The 17,860-nt window shown below is 72.7% G+C and carries 18 protein-coding genes; 10 read left to right on the forward strand and 8 right to left on the reverse strand.

The annotated features are described in order from the left end of the window. Positions 1-22 precede the first annotated feature (22 nt). From AC3EO4_RS41515 to AC3EO4_RS41530, 4 genes are all read right to left on the reverse strand, one after another. Positions 23-469, reverse strand: a complete 447-nt coding sequence (locus AC3EO4_RS41515) for a DUF4383 domain-containing protein (RefSeq protein WP_431901057.1) — start codon at positions 467-469, stop codon at positions 23-25. A gap of 198 nt (positions 470-667) precedes the next feature. Further along, positions 668-2,365: a hypothetical protein gene (locus AC3EO4_RS41520; protein ID WP_431901060.1), complete on the reverse strand. Its 1,698-nt coding sequence runs from the start codon at positions 2,363-2,365 to the stop codon at positions 668-670. 115 nt (positions 2,366-2,480) lie between these two features. Next, on the reverse strand, positions 2,481-3,173 hold the full coding sequence (locus AC3EO4_RS41525; protein ID WP_431901061.1) for a poly-gamma-glutamate hydrolase family protein: 693 nt from the start codon (positions 3,171-3,173) through the stop codon (positions 2,481-2,483). Between the two features lie 104 nt (positions 3,174-3,277). After that, entirely contained in the window at positions 3,278-3,481 is a 204-nt protein-coding gene (locus AC3EO4_RS41530; protein WP_431901063.1) for a hypothetical protein, read from the reverse strand. A 10-nt stretch (positions 3,482-3,491) separates the two neighbouring features. Between AC3EO4_RS41530 and AC3EO4_RS41535 the strand changes: the two genes are divergently transcribed. The 5 genes from AC3EO4_RS41535 (at position 3,492) to AC3EO4_RS41555 (ending at position 8,450) form a co-directional block, all read left to right on the forward strand. Beyond that, entirely contained in the window at positions 3,492-6,188 is a 2,697-nt protein-coding gene (locus tag AC3EO4_RS41535) for an AfsR/SARP family transcriptional regulator (RefSeq protein WP_431901066.1), read from the forward strand. A 110-nt stretch (positions 6,189-6,298) separates the two neighbouring features. Continuing rightward, a complete protein-coding gene (locus AC3EO4_RS41540; RefSeq protein ID WP_379581803.1) occupies positions 6,299-6,697 on the forward strand; it encodes a hypothetical protein in 399 nt (132 codons plus the stop codon). Between the two features lie 33 nt (positions 6,698-6,730). Continuing rightward, on the forward strand, positions 6,731-7,348 hold the full coding sequence (locus AC3EO4_RS41545) for a hypothetical protein (protein WP_379581801.1): 618 nt from the start codon (positions 6,731-6,733) through the stop codon (positions 7,346-7,348). Beyond that, positions 7,345-7,923: a hypothetical protein gene (locus AC3EO4_RS41550; protein ID WP_379581799.1), complete on the forward strand. Its 579-nt coding sequence runs from the start codon at positions 7,345-7,347 to the stop codon at positions 7,921-7,923. Before AC3EO4_RS41545 ends, AC3EO4_RS41550 begins: the two co-directional genes overlap by 4 nt. After that, complete coding sequence (locus AC3EO4_RS41555) at positions 7,920-8,450, forward strand: hypothetical protein (protein ID WP_379581797.1); 531 nt, start codon at positions 7,920-7,922, stop codon at positions 8,448-8,450. The genes AC3EO4_RS41550 and AC3EO4_RS41555 overlap by 4 nt, the downstream gene beginning before the upstream one ends. Here the strand turns inward: AC3EO4_RS41555 and AC3EO4_RS41560 are convergent. Next, on the reverse strand, positions 8,434-9,681 hold the full coding sequence (locus tag AC3EO4_RS41560; protein WP_431901069.1) for a hypothetical protein: 1,248 nt from the start codon (positions 9,679-9,681) through the stop codon (positions 8,434-8,436). The two genes, AC3EO4_RS41555 and AC3EO4_RS41560, sit on opposite strands and share 17 nt — an antisense overlap. Before the next feature lie 195 nt (positions 9,682-9,876). Here AC3EO4_RS41560 and AC3EO4_RS41565 point away from each other — a divergent pair, with 195 nt between their 5' ends. Beyond that, positions 9,877-10,830: an extracellular catalytic domain type 1 short-chain-length polyhydroxyalkanoate depolymerase gene (locus tag AC3EO4_RS41565; protein WP_379581793.1), complete on the forward strand. Its 954-nt coding sequence runs from the start codon at positions 9,877-9,879 to the stop codon at positions 10,828-10,830. An 83-nt stretch (positions 10,831-10,913) separates the two neighbouring features. On the opposite strand, the gene AC3EO4_RS41570 is transcribed toward AC3EO4_RS41565, so the two are convergent. After that, positions 10,914-11,852, reverse strand: a complete 939-nt coding sequence (locus tag AC3EO4_RS41570) for an AraC family transcriptional regulator (RefSeq protein WP_431901072.1) — start codon at positions 11,850-11,852, stop codon at positions 10,914-10,916. An 82-nt stretch (positions 11,853-11,934) separates the two neighbouring features. On the opposite strand from AC3EO4_RS41570, the gene AC3EO4_RS41575 reads away from it, so the two are divergent. Together AC3EO4_RS41575 and AC3EO4_RS41580 are read left to right on the forward strand one after the other, a co-directional pair. Continuing rightward, positions 11,935-12,759 carry an NAD(P)H-binding protein gene (locus AC3EO4_RS41575; RefSeq protein ID WP_431901075.1) on the forward strand — a complete coding sequence of 275 codons (825 nt, stop codon included), beginning with the start codon at positions 11,935-11,937 and terminating at the stop codon, positions 12,757-12,759. A 77-nt stretch (positions 12,760-12,836) separates the two neighbouring features. Next, on the forward strand, positions 12,837-13,631 hold the full coding sequence (locus tag AC3EO4_RS41580) for a MerR family transcriptional regulator (RefSeq protein ID WP_431901109.1): 795 nt from the start codon (positions 12,837-12,839) through the stop codon (positions 13,629-13,631). A 23-nt stretch (positions 13,632-13,654) separates the two neighbouring features. Here the strand turns inward: AC3EO4_RS41580 and AC3EO4_RS41585 are convergent, their stop codons facing one another. Next, positions 13,655-14,227 carry a TetR/AcrR family transcriptional regulator gene (locus AC3EO4_RS41585; protein WP_379581787.1) on the reverse strand — a complete coding sequence of 191 codons (573 nt, stop codon included), beginning with the start codon at positions 14,225-14,227 and terminating at the stop codon, positions 13,655-13,657. 544 nt (positions 14,228-14,771) lie between these two features. On the opposite strand from AC3EO4_RS41585, the gene AC3EO4_RS41590 reads away from it, so the two are divergent. Continuing rightward, entirely contained in the window at positions 14,772-15,170 is a 399-nt protein-coding gene (locus AC3EO4_RS41590; protein ID WP_431901077.1) for a sensor histidine kinase, read from the forward strand. A gap of 98 nt (positions 15,171-15,268) precedes the next feature. Here AC3EO4_RS41590 and AC3EO4_RS41595 read toward each other — a convergent pair whose 3' ends face one another. Further along, positions 15,269-15,904: a flavin reductase family protein gene (locus tag AC3EO4_RS41595; protein ID WP_379581783.1), complete on the reverse strand. Its 636-nt coding sequence runs from the start codon at positions 15,902-15,904 to the stop codon at positions 15,269-15,271. A 237-nt stretch (positions 15,905-16,141) separates the two neighbouring features. On the opposite strand from AC3EO4_RS41595, the gene AC3EO4_RS41600 reads away from it, so the two are divergent. Beyond that, the gene (locus tag AC3EO4_RS41600; RefSeq protein ID WP_431901079.1) at positions 16,142-17,830 is read left to right on the forward strand and encodes a serine hydrolase; all 1,689 of its coding nucleotides are present in this window, start codon (positions 16,142-16,144) and stop codon (positions 17,828-17,830) included. The last annotated feature ends 30 nt before the right edge of the window (positions 17,831-17,860 follow it).

The following is a 17,860-nucleotide window of genomic DNA, read 5'->3' on the forward strand; positions in this document are numbered from 1 at the left end:
GTAGCAGGCTGAAGGGTCGCCGCTAGTGCGGGGCGGCCACCCGGCCGCGGGACAGCAGATAGCCCATGGCGATCATGCCGAGGCCGAGGAAGAGGTGCAGCCAGTTGTCCGCGGTGTTGACGGGCACGACGTTGGCGGCGCTGTTCTGATCGATGAGGAGCCCGTAGAGCCACAGCAGCAGGTAGACGAGGCCGCCGCCGATGAGGTAGCCGCGCGCGCCGGCCCAGCTGCGAGCCAGCAGAAGACCGGCGACGCCGAACAGCAGATGGACGACATTGTGCAGGACGGACACCTGGAACACGCCGAGCAGCATCGCGCCCGACTGGTGGCCGGCGACCCCCAGGTCGCCGTAGTGCGTGGTGATCCCGGGGATGAAGCCGAGGACGCCGACGAGCAGGAACACCGCGCCGACGACGCGTGCGGCGAGCTGGACGGGTGAACCGGCGGCGGGTTTGCGTCGGGTGGCCACGAGACCCTCCTCAGGACGGGGTTCTGCGGTGTCCGCCTACCCTGGCGCCGCCGCTTCACTCGCGTCCGTCCAGGTCAGCCCACGTGCTCGTCGAGAGGGGCGACCCCGGCCCCAGATGTGGGCGGGCGACCCCTGGTCCAGCGCCGGGCAGTCGGCCCGCCCCCGCGCAGGGACCCGCCGCGGGGCTGCCGAAGGACCTCACTGCAGCGCGGACACCTTCACACCGGCCTCGTCGACCGCTGAGAGCCGGGGCCGCGCGATGCCCGATCCGGCGATGGCGACGTGCCGTCCCGAGACGCGGTGCCTGCCGACGTCCATGGCGGCGACCCGCCTGCTGCCGGCGGCCACGTAGTAGCGCCTGCCCGACGGCGCCTTCCACCACACGCCGGCCACGATGTCCGTGCGCAGCCTGCTGCAGTCCCAGGTGCCCGCGCGGGCGGCGGTCGGCGTGCCGGTGGTGCGCCCGCGCCCCGTGGCGAGCAGGACACCCCGCACCACGCTGCCGCCGCTCGCGTCGGTCGTGCGCAGGCAGACCCAGCGCCCGCGCACCCCCTCGGGCAGTTGCCCGGCCCAGAACTCCCATGCCGTCGCCGCCTGGATCTCGCCCTCCGGACGCTCCACCGCGCAGCCGACGTGCTTCCACGCGCTGAACCCCTCGGGGAGCGCGTCGAGCTCGTGGGGACCGTACCGGTTGACCTCCGCGGGCGGGGGCGGCTGGTAGGAGGCGTTGGCGAGCGACAGCCGGCCGAAATCGAGCATGGTGTACGGCAGGCCGTGCGCGATCTCCGGCGCCCTCAGCCGCAGGACGGGCCCCTGCCAGCAGCCGCCGCGCTCGGCGAGCGGTACGGGAGCGGTCACGCCGTCCCTGATCTCGACCTTGTGCCAGTGCGGCGTACGGCCCGCCAGCGTCGCCTTCGACACCTCGCGCACCCATGGCGGCAGCAGGTAGCGGCTGCCCTCGGTGGTCGTGCTCAGCTTGAGCGGGCCGGCACCGTCGGGCCTGACGCGCGGCTCCGGCAGGATCTCCACGGTGGGGCCGTTGGCCGTCTCGGTGTAGCGCGCCACCTGTGAGGGCCGCCTGAGCAGGACGACGCGGGCGTCGTCCACCTGGCCCGCGAACAGCAGTTGCGCGCTGCTCGCCCCCCACGTGCCGATCGCGCGGCGCACCAGCTCCTCGTCGTGGACGAGGGAACCCCTCGGCGCCCACGTGCCGAGGTCGAGGCTGGTGCCCGCGCGCCACGCCTCGCCGGCGGCCCGCACGATCCGCGGTCTGGAGGCCGAAGGGGCGGCCGCGATGCCCGGCCGTTCGAGGTCGAGCTGGGGGAGGACGACGACGAGGGCGAGCAGGCACAGCCCGGCCGCCGCGGCGGCCCTGAGCCGGCGCCCCGCAGGAGGGCGGCCGTAGATCCTGACCAGGGTGGGGTCGAGCGCGGGCCGCCACAGCCAGCCCGCCTGCTCCTCGAAGTCGGACACGGCGGCCAGCGCCGCGGCGGGGTCGTCGACCCCGGCGCCCGTCAGGATCTCCATGACCTGGTCGTGCGGGCGCTCCTCGAGCCGCAGCAGCGCGTACGCGGCCCGGGCGGGCGCGGGGAGGCCGTCGAAGCGCCTGGTGAACTCCATGTCCCGGCTTCGCGTGACGGCGGGCACCGCCTCGACCGTCGCCAGCCTGCCCGACCACGGCATGAGCCGCTTGCGCAGCACCCTGCGCAGGAACGACTTGCGCAGCCGCACCTCCTCGATCCTGGTCCTGCCGGTCACGGCGGAGGCGGACATGCGGTGCGCGAGCACGAGCCGCCGTTCCTCGCCCGCGGCGCGGGGCAGGGAGAGGTAGGCGAGCCAGACGAGGTCGCGGTACGGCTGCGCCCGTACCCTGCTGCCCCTGATGGACCGTCGCACCCTCATCCCCTCGCTCTGCGTAGTCGAAAGAATGCGTGTCGTGACTAGGAAGGGTACGGCAGGCTTGCGGCGTGGCGCGGCGGATATCGGAAAGATGCCGGGGTTCGGCGTCTCGTCAGGGAAGGACGCTGTTGACGGCGGCGACGTAGCGGTAGAAGGCCCTGGTGCGGTGGGCCGGGTCGGCGATCCAGGCCCTGCTCAGGTTCCCATCGGCGAAGAACTGCTCGCGCTGCCCCTTGCTCAGCTCCAGTTGCACGCCCATTCCCCTGCGGTTCCTGTTCGCGATGTTGGCGGGGCTGTCGCCGTTGAGCTCCTTCGGCGTCGACGCGGCGACGGTGAACCCGGCGGCGCGCAGCGCGGTCGCGACCCTCTTGGCCAGCCTCCTGTCCCGGCCGCCGACGTAGGTCGTCGCCTTGGTGCCCGCCGCGGCGTGCCAGGAGACGGTGTAGTCGACCGCGGCCACCACCTGGCGGCCCTTCGGCTCGTCGAAGCGGGTGGAGGTGATGTGCAGGGCGCTGTTGCTCGAGGACTTGAGTCCCTCGAAGGAGTAGAAGGCGTGCCTGTCGCCCGCGGCGTGGTCGGCGAGCTGGGTGGTGGGCGGTTCGATCGCGCCGCCGTGGATGGCGATGTGCGCCACCCTGGCCTTCTTGGGCAGGCGCTGGACGCGCCGGTAGTCCTTGCCCTCGCTCTCGTGCGCGGCCAGGTCGGCATAGCCGGTGTAGGCGTCGGGTGCCTTCGCGGCCTGGACGGCGGGCGCGGCGGCGAGCGCGAGGAGGCCGGTGACGACGGCCGGAATGACTCTTGCCATGAGCAAGGATACGACGCGGGACCGGCCCGTGAGCGGGCTGCGCGGGCCCGGCTCCCAACGCGGCCCGGCGGCCGGCGGATCAGGGTCGCGTGACGTCCTGGTGCTCACCGGCCGCTGCCTCCGGTGACGCCCGAGTAGCTCGCGACGACCCTGAACCGGCCCGGCTCCGCCTTCTTCGGCGGGATGTGAACCGCCACCTGGAAGGTCGTGAAACCGAGCACGCCGCCGTCGGCGGTGCGCAGGGCGAAGGAGGGGAGGCAGTTCGCCGGTTGATCGGGCGCCTGGCCACCTGGAGGACGTTGTGCCACCGTTGGGCGGGTGGATTTCGGGGTGTTAGGGCGGCTGTCGGTCAGCCGTGACGGGGAGGCGATCGAACTCACCTCGGCCAAGCAGCGCACGCTGCTGGCCGTCCTGCTGGCAGGAGCCAACCGGCCCGTCCCGCCCGACCGGCTGGCCGACGCCGCGTGGGGGGAGGCGCCGCCCACGCCCGCGACCCTGCGCTGGCACGTCCACCACCTGCGCCAGGCGCTCGGCGGCGACCGCGTCACCCGCGAACCCGGCGGATACCTCCTCATCGTCCGCGACGGCGAGCTCGACGCCGCCCGCTTCGAGGAGCTGTGCGCCCGCGCCGCAGGCTCGGGCCCCGCCGAGGTGGCCCGCCTCCTCAGCGAGGCGATGGGTCTGTGGCGCGGTCCCGCCTACGCCGACCTGCCGGGTGACGCCCTCACCGAGGAGGTGGCCAGGCTGGAGGAGCTGCGGCTGCTGGCCGCCGAGCAGCGCGCCGAGGCGATGCTCGCCCTCGACCGCGCCGACGAGCTCACCGCCGACCTGGCCGCCCTCGTCGCCGCCCATCCGCTTCGGGAACGGCTGCGCGAGCTGCTCATGAGAGCCCTGCGGCTGGCGGGGCGGCGCGCCGACGCCCTGCGTGTCCACCAGGAGGGCCGCGACGTGCTGGTCGCCGAGCTCGGCATCGAGCCGGGCCGCAGGCTGAGGGAGTTGCACGAGGAGATCCTGCGCGAGGAGGACCCCGTCCCCGCCGTACGGCCCGCGCAGCTGCCGCCGGACGTCTACGCCTTCACCGGCAGGGCGGCAGAGCTCGACGCCATGGACGGGGACGCGCCGCTCGTGGTCATCAGCGGCGCGGGAGGGGTGGGCAAGACAGGACTGGCCGTGCACTGGGCGCACCGGGCCGCCCACCGGTACCCCGACGGCCAGCTCTATGTCGACCTGCGCGGACAGTCGGACCCGCTCGACCCCGCCGACGTGCTCGAACGCTTCTCCCACGCGCTCGGCGTCACCAGGCCGCCCTCGGGTCTCGACGAGCGGTCGGCGCTCTTCCGCAGCCTGGTGCGCGACAGGCGGATGCTGATCCTCCTGGACAACGCCTCAGGCGCGGCGCAGGTCAGGCCGCTGCTGCCGGGAACCGCACGGTGCCGGGTCGTGGTGACGGGACGGCGGCGCTTCGACGGCCTGGTGGCAGGGGAGGGCGCCAAGCCGGTCCAGCTCGGCGTCCTGCCGCAGGGAGAGGCGGCCGCGCTGGTCGCCCGCATCGCCTCCCGCGAGCCGTCGGCCGAGCGGCCGCTCTCACGGGTGGCGGAGCTGTGCGACGGGCTCCCGCTCGCCCTGCGGATCGCGGGCGCGCGCCTGGCCACCCGCCCGGGCTGGACGGCCGAGTACCTGGCCGGCCGGCTGGAGGAGGAGCGCCGCCGCCTCGACGAGCTGCGCGCGGGAGACCTCGACGTGCGGGCGGGCTTCGAGCTCGGCTACCGGCACCTGCCCGCGCCCGAGCGCACGCTCTTCGAACGGCTCGGCCTGCTCGACCTGCCGGGGGGCTTCGCGCCCTGGATCGTGGCCGCCCTCATGGACGTCCAGGTCGAGCAGGCGGGCGACCTGCTCGAACGGCTGGCCGACGCCCAGCTCGTCCAGCCGCTCGGCGCGGACCCCTCGGGGCAGGAGCGCTACCGCTTCCACGACCTGATCCGCCTGTTCGCCCGCGAACGCGCCACCGCCGCCATGGACGCCCCCGCCCGCGCGGCCGTGCTCGGCAGGGCCTTCGAGACGTTCCTCGCCCTGGCCGACGAGGCCTACTCCCGCGACTACCTCGACGGGTTCATCCCCTTCCACGGCGACGCGCCGCGCAGGCGGGCCGAGCCCGAGGCGGTCGCGCGGATGCTCGGCGACCCGCTCGCCTGGCTGGAGGCCGAGCGCCGCACGCTCACCGGCCTGGTCGCGCGGGCGGCGGAGCTGGGCATGACCACGCACTGCTGGGATCTGGCGCTGTCCGGTGTGCGGCTGTACGAGATCAGCGGCTACCTCGACGACTGGCGGGCCACGACGCTGCTGGCGTTGCGCGCCTGCCGCACGAAATCGGACAGGAGGGGCGAGAACGCGATGCTCGTCTCGCTCGGCGCCCTGGAGACGATCGAGCGCCGCTACGACCAGGCCCGCCCGCTCCTGACCGAGGCGCTGCCCGGGCTGAGCGGTCACACGCGGATCCTGGCCCTGGTCAACCTGGCCTCCGTCGAGCGCAGGACGGGAAGGGCGGCGGAGTCGCTCGCCCTCTACGACGAGGCGCTCGCCCTGGTGAGGGAGAGCGGCGACGCGCCCGCGCTCGCGCTGACACTGTGCTTCCTGTCCGGCGCCTACGAGGACCTCGGCCGGTACGAGGCGGCGGAGGACCTGCTGGCCGGCGTCCCCGCCCTCGGGATCGGGCGGGTCGAGATCGAGGTGGCGATCCGCCTCGCCAAGATCGCGCTGCGGCGGGGAGACCACGCGAGGGCGTACGAGCTGTTCAGCGCCGTCGTCGACAAGGCCGGAGGATGGAGGGACAGGGTCAACGTCGCCATGGGGAAGGAGGGAGTGGGCAAGGCGCTGGCCGGGCTCGGCAGGAGGCGGGAGGCGGTGGAGGTGCTGACCGAGGCGATCCGGTTGTCGGCCGCCGTCGGCGAGAACGCCCGCGCCCTGGAGATTCGGAACTTCCTCGACGCCCTGGCGGGCGACCGGGCGCGTGGCTAGCAGGGGCGGCTCCAGGCCGCGGGCAGGGGAGGGCCGGAGGAGGGCGGTGGAGGGCCCGGTGGCCGGGGTCTGAGGCATCGTTCCCGGCCCGGCCGGGTATCCGTGCAAGCATGCCGTACACACCCGACCCGGAGCACCGCCGTCCCGACGGAGCGACTGACGCGGTCGTCGAGGGCCTCGGCCGCCTGTCGGAGGCGCTGGAGACCACCGAGCGCGCCAGGGGCCACCTCTACTCCTTCCATCAGCTCACGGGGACCGCCGACCGGACCCTCGACGACGTGGTCGAGCTGCTGGCGTCGGCGGGCCATGACGAGATGGCCCGGCGGATCCGCACCGAGCTGCTGGGGCGCGAGGTCCTGCCTGGACGCTGGACCTTCCAGATCGTCGAGGAGTACGACGACGGTTACTACCGGACGTTCAAGGAGCTCGAACGCCAGGCACGCACCGAGCTGCTCGACGGCAGGCGGCACGTTCACGAGGCCGAGATGCGGCAGCGCCGGCAGACCTGAACGCGGAGGCCGATCGTCGGTATCATGCCGCGGGTGCGGACAGATGGGGACATGTCGCCCCAAGGGCGCGGGGTGTGGCGATGGTACGGCGGCATCGCCGCCGTGGTCGTGTCGTCGATCCTGATCGCCTGGCCGCTCGGCGGTCTCGAGGACGCCGTCAAGGAGGGCCCACGGCAGATCGGGATCGGGCAGAGCGTGACCGGACACAGGGTCGCGATCAGACCGGTCAGGGTCGGGTTCGCCACGAAGGACCCGCTGCCCTGGTCGGGCACGGGGCAGAAGGGCCGCTACCTGGTGCTCGACATGGACGTGACGAACGTCAGCCCGCGGGCGGTGAACCTGACCGAGCTGTATCTCGACCTCGACGTGCACGCCGACCGCTATCACGTCGACCCGATCGCCGACCTCCATCGTCAGGCGGTCGTCCGTGACGACGGCGAGGGCGGACAGATCAACCCCGGCATGGCGGAGAAGGTCAGGTTCGCGTGGGTGCTGCCGGCGTCCGTCGGCGATCCGCGGCAGGTCACGGTCACGATGCGGGACGAGACGTGGGAGCCGAGCTGGTCGCTGCTCGGCTACAGCTCGGGCGTGTCCCTGTGGTTCAAGGGCGAGGTGATGGCGATCCTGAAGGCCCGGGTCGAGCGCGGATGAACAGAGCGGCCTCCGTGGCGGTCGGCCTGGCCCTGCTCGCCGCCATCGGAGGGGCGCAGCGGCTCATCCCTGATGCGGACCTGACCTACCGGCCGATCGCCACGGGCGGCGTGGTGGGCGAGGAGGTGCGCGTCCTGCCGTACACCTTCAGGGTCGACGGCGTGGAGGTGGGCCGCACGCTGCGGCTGGAGAAGTCCTTCGGCGGCAAGACGATGACCACCGGCGGCGTGTGGGTGGTCGTGCGGGCGGGCGCGGCGGCGACCACCGAACAGGTCACGCTGGGAACGGCCGTGCTGAGGTCGGCGGACGGCGCCGAGTTCGCGGTCAGCGACCGGGTGCTCGGCCTGGAGGGTGAGCCGCTGCAGGCGGGCATCTGGCGGTCGGGAACGCTGGCCTTCGAGATCCTGCCCGCGCAGGCGGAGGGGGCGCGGCTGGTGATCAGCAAGGCGCGGTACTCCAGCATCCACCGCCTCAACGGGGCGCTCGGTCCAGCGGTGGAGATCGACCTGGGCCTCACCCGCGAGCGGCTCGCCGCGGCGGGCCCGACGGTGACGATCAAGGAGGGCGCGCCGTGAGGAACCTTCGCTACGCGCTCGGCCTCGTGGTCGCGGTCGCCGGCGTGGTGGGCGTGCAGGCCCTTCCCCACCTCGAGCGCTACCGGGCCGCCATGGGGGACGCCGTGGTCGAGGCGCCGCCTGGCGGGCCCGCGCAGCACGCGGGATCGCGGTGGCGGCTGATCAGCCTGAAGCCCGTCGACCCAGGGGAGCGCGCCCCGGCGGGCACCAGGGCGCTGACCGCGGTGATCGGGGTGACGCCGCTGTCCCAGGAGGCCGGCAAGACGCTGGCCAAGGGGTGCGCCGCCGCGGTCCGCGACCCGTCGGGCCGGGTGTGGACCTCCGCGACCGTTAGCTCGGTCACGCCGGTCGACGGCGTGGAGCCGACGTGCTCGCGCTTCGACGGGAACTACAAGCCGGTGCCGCCGAGGGTCGGAAAGGAGCTGCGGTGGCAGGCCTCCTTCGTGGTCCCCGCGGCCGCCGCCGACCCCATGCGGATCGAGGTGCGGCTGGAGGGCGTGGAAGAGGCCCTCAGGCTGGCGCCCTGACCTCACGTCCGCCGGCCGCGGGGCCGCCGTCAGGGGAGCCGCCGTTCCCGGGCCTGTCGTTCCCCAGGCCGGCCTCTCGGCTGCGCCCGAGCAGGTGCAGGGCGGCGGCCAGCAGGCTGATCCGTGCCACCTCGAACAGCGCGGTCACACCGAACCGGACAGGCCCGTGCCACATGGTCCACCAGTTGCTCTCGTGCGGGCCGACGAGCCTGGTGACGCCCACGAAGGTCCACTCCCTGGCCAGGAGCAGCAGGACGTAGCAGAGGCAGAACGTCAGGTAGAAGCGCGCGCCCGCGCTGAGGACGTAGCGCATGCCGTTGAGCATCGGGGTGTACTTGTCGCGCAGACCACCTGTCAGGAACTCGGCGGCCGACCTGATCTGACGCGGCAGCCGCCGCCAGACGGCTCCCGCCGTCGGCTCCACGCGGGTGCCCGCGACGATCTCCTCCTCGCGGGACATGTCCCTGCCGTACACGACGGCGGCGATCGTGAGCCAGACCAGCGGGAGCACCAGCGCCTCCACAGGACGGGGCAGCACCACGCCCACGAGGTCGGCGAGCGGGCCGAGGACCGCCCCCAGCGCGTCGCTCACCGCCGTCCACGCCGCGCGGGAGGTCAGCCACTCGATCCTCGCGGAGACGAACACCTCCAGGCTGATGACCGCGAAGAACATCCACATGGACTCGAAGGCCGTGGTGAGCACCCCCGCGAAGGCGCCGCGGCCCCGCTCGTACCACTTCTCGAGCAGGGTGCGCACGGCGAACGTGACGGCGGCGATGGCGCCCGTGACCAGCAGCGGGTCGAAGGACAGGTTGTCGATCTGCTGGACGCCGCCGAGTTCCTGGGCCAGCACGCTGTACTGGCGCACGTCCTCCGCGAACAGGCCCCACGCGCCGTAGAAGACCAGGAAGGGCAGCAGGGTGTGGGCGATGGCCGTCCTGAGCCTGTCGTCTCCCTCGTCCCCGGCCGTCGTGCCGGACGGGTCGGGCGCCTCGCCCCTCCTGATCACCCTGAACATGGCGATGTAGGCGGCCAGCGTCGCGAGCACGGCGAGGCTCATCACGGCGAACCCGACGTACTTGCGCGGTCCCTCGACATCGGCCGTGTACGCGGCCACCAGCAGGATCAGGTCGTGGACCAGCCGTCCCGCGCTGTAGAAGAAGGCCAGGGGCAGCAGGTGTCTGCCGGCGAGCCTCAGGCTCTCCGCGGGCAGCCGCAGTGGTGACGCCATAAGCGGTGAATCCTACTGAAGCCCTCCCATTCTCGACACACCTCACCGCTGCGATCCGCTCACCACCGCGATCCGCCGACTGTGCGCCCGCACAGGGAGAAGGCCGGAGCCGGCTGCGTGGGCCCATCGACTTCGGCACCCCGCTGGCCCACGATCTGCCCTAAGCCTCGGCCAACCACCCCCATGGAGGCAGGATTGAAACGTTTCGCCATCGCCGTCGCCCTCGCGCTCGTCGCCACCACGCTGGTCGCGACGCCCGCGCACGCGGCAGGCACGAGCTTCACCGGCAGCTACTCCAACGCGGCCGGCTTCAGGAACTACCGCGGCTACGTGCCGTCCTCCTACCGGCCCGGCACCCCGATGCCGCTGCTGGTCGCCCTGCACGGCTGCACCATGAACGCCAAGGACATGGAGGACGTCACCAGGTACAACGCGCTCGCCGAGGCCCGTGGCTTCATCGTCGTCTATCCCGAGCAGGGCATCCTGAACAACCTGCTGAGCTGCTGGAACTTCGCCCAGGCCGGCAACCAGGTGCGCGGCAAGGGCGAGCCGTCGATCATCGCGGGCATCACCGAGAAGATCCGCTCGCAGTACACCGTCGACACCCGCAGGACCTACGTCATCGGAGCCTCCTCGGGGGCCGCGATGTCGTCGATCATGGGGGCCACCTATCCCGACGTGTACGCGGCCATCGGCATCATGGCCGGCGGCCCCTTCCCGCATGACCAGAACGCGACACCCGAGCAGAGCGGCCTGCACGCCTACCAGGCGATGGGCGCCTACGCCCGCAAGATGCCCGTCTTCCTGGTCCACGGCCTCGCCGACGGGACCGTGAACCCGCAACTGGGTCGCGACGCCGTCACCCAGTGGGCCCAGACCGCCGACCTGGCGCTCGACGGGGGTGTGGACGACGACGACGTCGACGCGATCGCCGACGTCACCAGACAGGCCACGGAGAACGGGCGCGCCTTCACCCACGACACCCACACCCAGGCCGGCACCGGCGAGTCGGTGATCGAGGCCTACTTCGTCGAAGGACTGGCGCACAAGTGGTCGGGCGGCTGCTCGTGCAGCAGGTTCGGCGACCCTCTCGGGCCGGACGCCACGCGCATCTCGTGGGACTTCTTCACGGCCCACCCCATGCCGTAGCCGTCTACGCGGCCCCTGCCGAGTGACCAGGCCGGGGCCGCTCCGCCTGCCCTGAGCCCCGCTGCCGGCACGGTCCTGCGGGCTCAGGCGGGCAGCCTGGATCTGGCGCGATGCTCGCTCGGCCGCACCCCGAGCGTCCGCTTGAAGGCGACGCTGAGCGCGTAGGCGTTGGAGTAGCCGACCTGGCGGGCGACGGCGTCGACCGTCCCGTCGGTGCGGGCCAGCAGATCGGCCGCCTGGCAGATACGCCAGTCGGTGAGGTACGCCATGGGCGGCCGGCCCACCAGTTCGGTGAAGCGCTGGGCGAACCGCGACCGCGAGACGCCCGCCTTGCCGGCCAGGCTCGCCACCGTCCACGGATGCGCGGGATCGTCGTGGATGAGCCGCAGCGCCCTGCCGATCACGGGGTCGTGGTGGGCGCGGTACCACGAGGGGGCGCAGGCCTCGGGGCGATCGAACCATTCCCGCAGACTGGAGACGAGCAGCAGGTCGAGCAGCCGGTCGAGGACCACCTGCTGACCCGGCTTGTCCCGGCCGATCTCGCTGACGATCATGTCGAGGATGGGGCGGCCAGCGGATGCCGACGGAACGTGGGCGACGCGCGGCAGCGCCGAGAGCACCCGCTCCGACACGCTGCCCCGTACCTGGTAGGTCCCCTTGAGCCCGATGGCGGAGCGGCCGAGGCCGTCGTCCGCGCACATCGGCAGCTCGTCCAGCACGGTCCGCCCGTCGGGCGTCGTGCAGAGCTCCGCGTCGTGGATCACGGCCAGCGGCGCGGTTCCGGGGGAGTCGGCGACGGTGAACGGCTCGGGGCCTCTCACGATGGCGACGTCGCGGGCGCGCAGCAGGACGGGATCGCCGCCGTCGGGCACGATCCACGCCTCACCGCTGAGGATCGCCATCAGGGTCAGCGGTGTCTCCTCCACGAAACGCAGTGCCCACGGCGGGCGGACGATCGACTGGTCGAACAGCGCCCCTCTGGGCGTGACCTCGTGCAGCAGGCTCGACAGGGCGTCTTCCACGCCGCGCAGTCTAGACGCGCGGACATCGATCCAGGAGTCTCAGCCATCGCCCGTCCGATCTGATGGCGGTTGACTGGCACGCATGACGACTTCACCGATTCTGGTTCTCGGCGGCACGGGCAAGACGGGCCGCAGGGTGGCGGCAGGGCTGCGCGCTCAGGGTCACACTGCCCGGGTGGCGTCCAGGTCGGGCGAGACCCGCTTCGACTGGGCCGACGAGGCGACGTGGAAGCCCGCCCTGTCCGGCGCGCGCGCCGCCTACGTGGTCGACTCGCAGGCGGCCGACGCCGCGACGACGCTGCGGGCCTTCGGCGAGCTGGCCGCCGCCCATGGCGTCGAACGGCTGGTCCTGCTGTCCGCGCGGGTGTGGGCGGAGATGGGTGTCCCCTCCGACGCCGAGCAGGCGGTGCGTGAGTCGGACACGGCGTGGACGATCCTGCGCCCGACGTGGTTCATGCAGAACTTCAGCGAGGACCCGATGCTGACGGGGCCCGTGGCCGCGGGCGACGTCAGGCTGCCCGCCGGCGAGGGGAAGGAGCCGTTCGTCGACCTGGAGGACGTCGCGGACGTGGCCGTCGCCGCGCTGACAGGCCAGGGACACGACGGCCAGATCTACGAGCTGTCGGGCCCCGAGGCGATCACGTGGCGCGAGGCCGTCGGCGAGGTCGCGCGGGCCGCGGGCAGGGCGATCGGCTACACCCCGCTCAGCGTGGCGCGGTACCGCGAGGAGGCGGCCGCGCTCGGGTATCCCGCCGAGTACACGGCGCTGCTCGGAGAGCTGTTCGAGCACATCCGCCAGGGGCGCGCCGACCACGTCTCCGACGGCGTCCAGCGCGTGCTCGGCCGCGAGCCGGGTGACTTCGCGTCCTACGCGCGCCGGACGGGGGCCGCCTTCCCCCGCGCGTAGGCCGCGGCGCCGGCCCGGGTGGGGCTCGGCTCAGGGTGGAACCTGCCCCTGGGGGAGGTCCCACACTGGGACGCGTGATGAACATCGGGGAGTTCGCCGAACTGACCGGCCTGAGCGTGAAGGCGCTCCGCCTCTACGACGAGCAGGACCTGCTGCCGCCCGCCGCTGTCGACGAGTGGTCGCGGCACCGCCGTTACAGCGCCACCCAGTTCGAGTCCGCGCTGAGGCTCAAGGCGGCCCGCTCGGCCGATCTGCCGCTGGCCGAGGCGGCCAAGCTGCTCCAGGATCCGAAGACCGCCGCCGTGACGCTGGCCGTACACAGGGACAGGCTGGCAGCCGAGCGGGAGCGCCAGGACGCCGCGCTGGCCGTCCTCGACCAGCTGCTGGCGGGCCCCGTGGAGTGGCAGGCCGAGGTACGGCAGGCGGAGCGGCAGCACTGGGCGGGCGTGCTCCTTCCACCCGAGGTCGCCGACGACGAGCGGGCGAACGAGCTGTTCGCCGGGCTGTGGCGACGGCTGTCGGCGGCGGGCAACGCACCGACAGGGGCGTTCTGGACCACGATCGGGACGGCGGAGGGCAGCGAGACCGAGACGGAGGTGGTGTGCTGCTGGCCGGTCGCCGAGCCGCCCCCCTCCGACTGGGACGACGTGCGGCGCGGCACGATCGAGCCGGGCAAGGAGATGGTGGTCCGCTGGCGGTTCGAGCAGGACGTCCCGGTCGTCGACGGGGCGGCGCACCCCGCCGTCCTCGCCCTGCTGGCCGCCGTGGAGCGCGAAGGGGTCAACGTCTCGCTCGCCCGGCTGCGCCAGATCGGTCTGCTGGAGGACGGCGTCCCCGTGGGCATGGAGGTGGCGGTCCGCCTGACGTCCTGACCGCTCGAGGCGGGACCCCCGGTTCACGCGAGCGTGCGCGAACCGCGGCGGCGGGGTGGCCGGTCGAGCAGCGCGGCGGCCACGGCACGGGCGCGGTGCGCGGGTCTCGCCGTCCGGTCGTGCATGGCCGTGACCATGGCGCCGTCCATCAGCAGGACGATCTGGCATGCCAGCCGCTCCACGTCCGGGTGCCCGCTCTCGGCGAGCAGTCCCGTGACATAGGAGGTGACGCGCTCCTTGTGCGCGACGGCGAGCTGATGAGCCGCGCTGCCGGGGGTGGCCTCGACCATGGCGTTGATGAACGCGCACCCATGGAAGTCCGCGCGGGCGAACCACTCGGCCAGGGCGTCGAAGACGTTCAGCGCCTCGCCGCCCAGGGCGTTCACCCGCTCGGCCAGCCACGCCCTCCATGCCTGGTCGCGCCGCCGCAGCACCGCCACGACCAGGTCCTCCTTGCCGGGGAAGTGGCGGTAGAACGAGGCCCGCCCGACCCCTGAGTCGCCCAGGATGCGCTCGACCCCGACCGCCCTGACGCCCTCGGCGTAGAAGAGAGCGTCGGCGGTGACGAGCAGTCGTTCGCGGGCTCCGGTAGGCATGAGCCCACGCTATCCGATCTTGACCCGAACGGAACTGTTCGGTACCGTCCGGTCGAGCCGATCACGCTGTTAATCTACGGCCCGTATTATGCGGTTCGGGACAGCCCGGTAATGATCGAGTTGGGAGTGCCGTGCGCGTTTTCAACCAGTTGGGCACGAAGGGCAAGCTGATCGGAGCGACCGCTCCGTTCGCCGCCGGCGGCGCCGCGGGCGCGACGGGCGACGGCGGGCATCACGGCTGATGGGACCGGCTGCGCCCCCGCCGCACGGCAGGCGGAAATCGCCTCGGCGTCTCCGCTGATCTCGCCGTACGGCAGGCGCCGAGCCGCCATAATCGGGGACACGCATGACTGCCCGCGTCAGGGCCCGTACGAGGGGATGTTCGGTCACACGGGGCAGGCGCCGCGGTCGTCAGGGGCACGTCCGATCTTGTCGCTCGTCACGCGACAGGAAGCCGGACTCGGGGTAGACGGGGGCGTTCGCCAAGGACGTCCGCGCACGGGGGGCCGCCCGCTCGGAGCGGGCAACGGAAACAGGGGGACACATGGTTATGCAGCTGTACGTGACCGAGCCCGACGCTCTGGGATCGACGCTGGAGACGTTAGCGCAGGAATGGTCGGCGCGGACCGGCGTCGTGGTCGAGATCTGGGCGCTGCCCAGGGCTCCTGTCCCAGGTGAGGCGGGCGAGGTCGTCCGCTACACCATCAGGACCGTGTTCGACCAGATCGAGACGTACGGCGGGACGCACAGGCTGTCGATCGCCGTCACGTCAGCCGACTACGGGCTCAGACTGACCATCAGCCATGACGGGGAGGGCTTCCCCGTGCCGGCGGGCGAGCGCTTCGCCGTACCCGTGGCCCGGTTCGCCTCGCTGCGCGGGAAGTTGACCGTCAACGACGTTCACGGCGCGGGCACGACCATCACCGGCGCGATTCCGCTGTAAGGACTCACGGTGGGTGGAGCCCCGGACGACCGCGTGCCGCGCCTCCACCCACCGCGTCTCCACCCGCCGCCCGTGTCGGCTGAGGGCGACCCCGCAGGTCATGCCGTCCGCGCACGGTCGTGTGGCATGTTCCACCCCTTCGCGAGCTTGGACGGGTGGACGTTCTCCGCGCCGCCGAAGAACTCGCAGAACTTCATGATGAGCGGATCCCACCCGACCGGGTCGACGTACTGCGTGCCGGGGATGATCAGGCTCTCGTCGACGTGGGCGCGGACGACCTCCACCTCGAAGGCGGTGGCGTGCGACGTCGGAGCGCCGAACGGGTACGACGCGGTGACCGTGCACTCCAGCTGGATGGGGCACTCGGCCGCCCGTGGCGCCTTGACCAGGTCGGACGGCTGTTCGGTCAGTCCCGCCAGCCCGAACTTGTCCGGCTCGTACCGGTAGCCCTGCCGTGCCTTGCCGGGATGTACCACGGGCGCGCCCGTCGTGAGCGCGAGTCTGTCGACCGCCTCGACCATCGCGGACGACGGCAGGTTGAGCACGCATTCGCGCTCCCGCAGCAGGTTGGCCGTCGTCTGCCCGCTGTTGCCCAGGCCCAGCATGCAGCACCGGCCCAGCCACCACGCCGAGGACATCGGCGCGAGGTTGGCGGTGCCGTCCTCGTTGAGGGAGCTGATCAGCACCACGGGCGTGCCGAAGTACATCACCTTCAGCTCGGGGGTCACGTGCACAGGTGGGGTCCTTTCGCGTCGAATGCCTGCGGAGTCCGACTCTGGCGGGTCGACGGGCGCCTGCGCTGGCGAGGATCGGACGCGTCATCCCTCGGCCGGGCGAGCGCCTGGGAGTCGCCGGCGGCCGCCGGCGGTGTGGGCGTGCCCGTGCGCCTGCTCGCGGTCCTGGGCCGCCGTCATCGGTTGGGGAGTCCGGGGGGCGCACATAGCCGTGTGAAATGCGGAAATACTGTAAAGGTGAGGCGGAGGTGCGCGGGCCGGGCGGCCGCGGGCGCGGGTGCGTTGCTGATCGCCGCGTGCGGCACCGGGGGCATGGTGACGGCGGCAGGGCAGTTCGGCGCGCCGCTCGGCGCAGCCGTCGCGGCGGGGACGCGGCCGGACCCACCGGCCGTGCCGACGTCGACGACCCTCGCCACGCCCACGCCCACGCCCGCGCTGTCGGCGGCCCCGCCGGCCCAGGCGCCGCCCTCCCTCACCCAGGCGCAGATCCACGGCGCCGTCGCCCGCCTCGACGGGGTCATCCGCGCCACGATGGCCAGGACCGGCGTGCCCGGCCTGTCGGTCGCCGTCGTCCACAAGGACCGGACGCTGTACCTGAAGGGGTACGGCGTGAGGCGCGTGGGCGACCCTCGGCCCGTCGGCCCCGACACCGTGTTCCAGCTCGCCTCGGTCTCCAAGCCCCTGGCCTCGACCGTGGTCGCGGGGGTCGTGGGCGGCAAGACCGTCGCCTGGGACGACCCCGTGGTCAAGCACGACCCGGAGTTCGCGCTCAAGGACCCGTGGGTGAGCAGGCACGTCACCCTGGCCGACCTGTTCGCCCACCGCAGCGGTCTTCCCGATCACGCCGGCGACCTGCTCGAAGATCTCGGGTACGGCAGGCCGTACATCATCGCACGCCTGCGCTACGAGCCGCTGGCGCCCTTCCGCGCGAGCTACGCCTACACCAACTTCGGGCTGACGGCGGCCGCGGAGGCGGTGGCGAAGGCCCGCGGCGTCACATGGGAGGAGCTGTCGGCGCAGGTGCTGTACCGGCCACTCGGCATGACGTCCACCAGCTCGCTCTTCGACGACTACGCCAACGCGCCCGACCGGGCCTCCCTCCACGTCAAGGTGAACGGTCACTGGGAGGCCAAGGGCAGCCGCGACCCGCAGGCCCAGTCACCGGCGGGCGGCGCCAGCTCCACGGCCCGCGACATGGTCTCGTGGATGCGGCTGCAGCTCGGCGACGGCAAGGTCGGCGGCAGGACGGTCATCGATCAGGCCGCCCTCGAACAGACGCACCTGCCGCAGATCGTCTCCGCCCCGCCCAGGGCGCCGTTCGGCGAGGCCGGCTTCTACGGTCTCGGCTGGAACGTGGGCTATGACGACCTCGGACGGCTCCGGCTCAACCACTCGGGCGGGTTCGACCTCGGCGCGGCCACCACGGTGACGCTGCTCCCGACGGAAGGGCTCGGCATCGTCGTCCTCACCAACGGCGAACCCCTGGGCGTACCCGAGGCGGTGGCCGAGACCTTCTTCGACATCGCGCAGCACGGCAGGCAGACCGTCGACTGGCTTCCCCTCATCGGCGGCCTGTTCGCGAAGATGGACCAGGCCGGGCGGTCGACGCTCGACTACGCGAGACCCCCGCCCGACGCCACCCAGCGGCATCCGGCCGACGCGTACACGGGAACCTACGACAACCCCTACTACGGGCCGATGCAGGTCCTCTCCACCCCGGACGGTCTGGTGATGCGGCTCGGCCCCAAGGGGACGGCGTTCCCGCTGCGCCACTACGACGGCGACACCTTCAGCTACCCCACCCAGGGGGAGAACGCGGTGGGCCTGTCCGGCGTACGGTTCACCGTGCGGGAGGCCCGGCGGGCGACCGCGGTGACCGTCGAGCACCTCAACCAGAATGGCCTGGGCACCTTCACCCGCCGCTGAGCCCCGCCTCCACCTCGGTCCCAGGGACGA

The sequence above is a fragment of the Nonomuraea sp. bgisy101 genome (assembly GCF_057708945.1).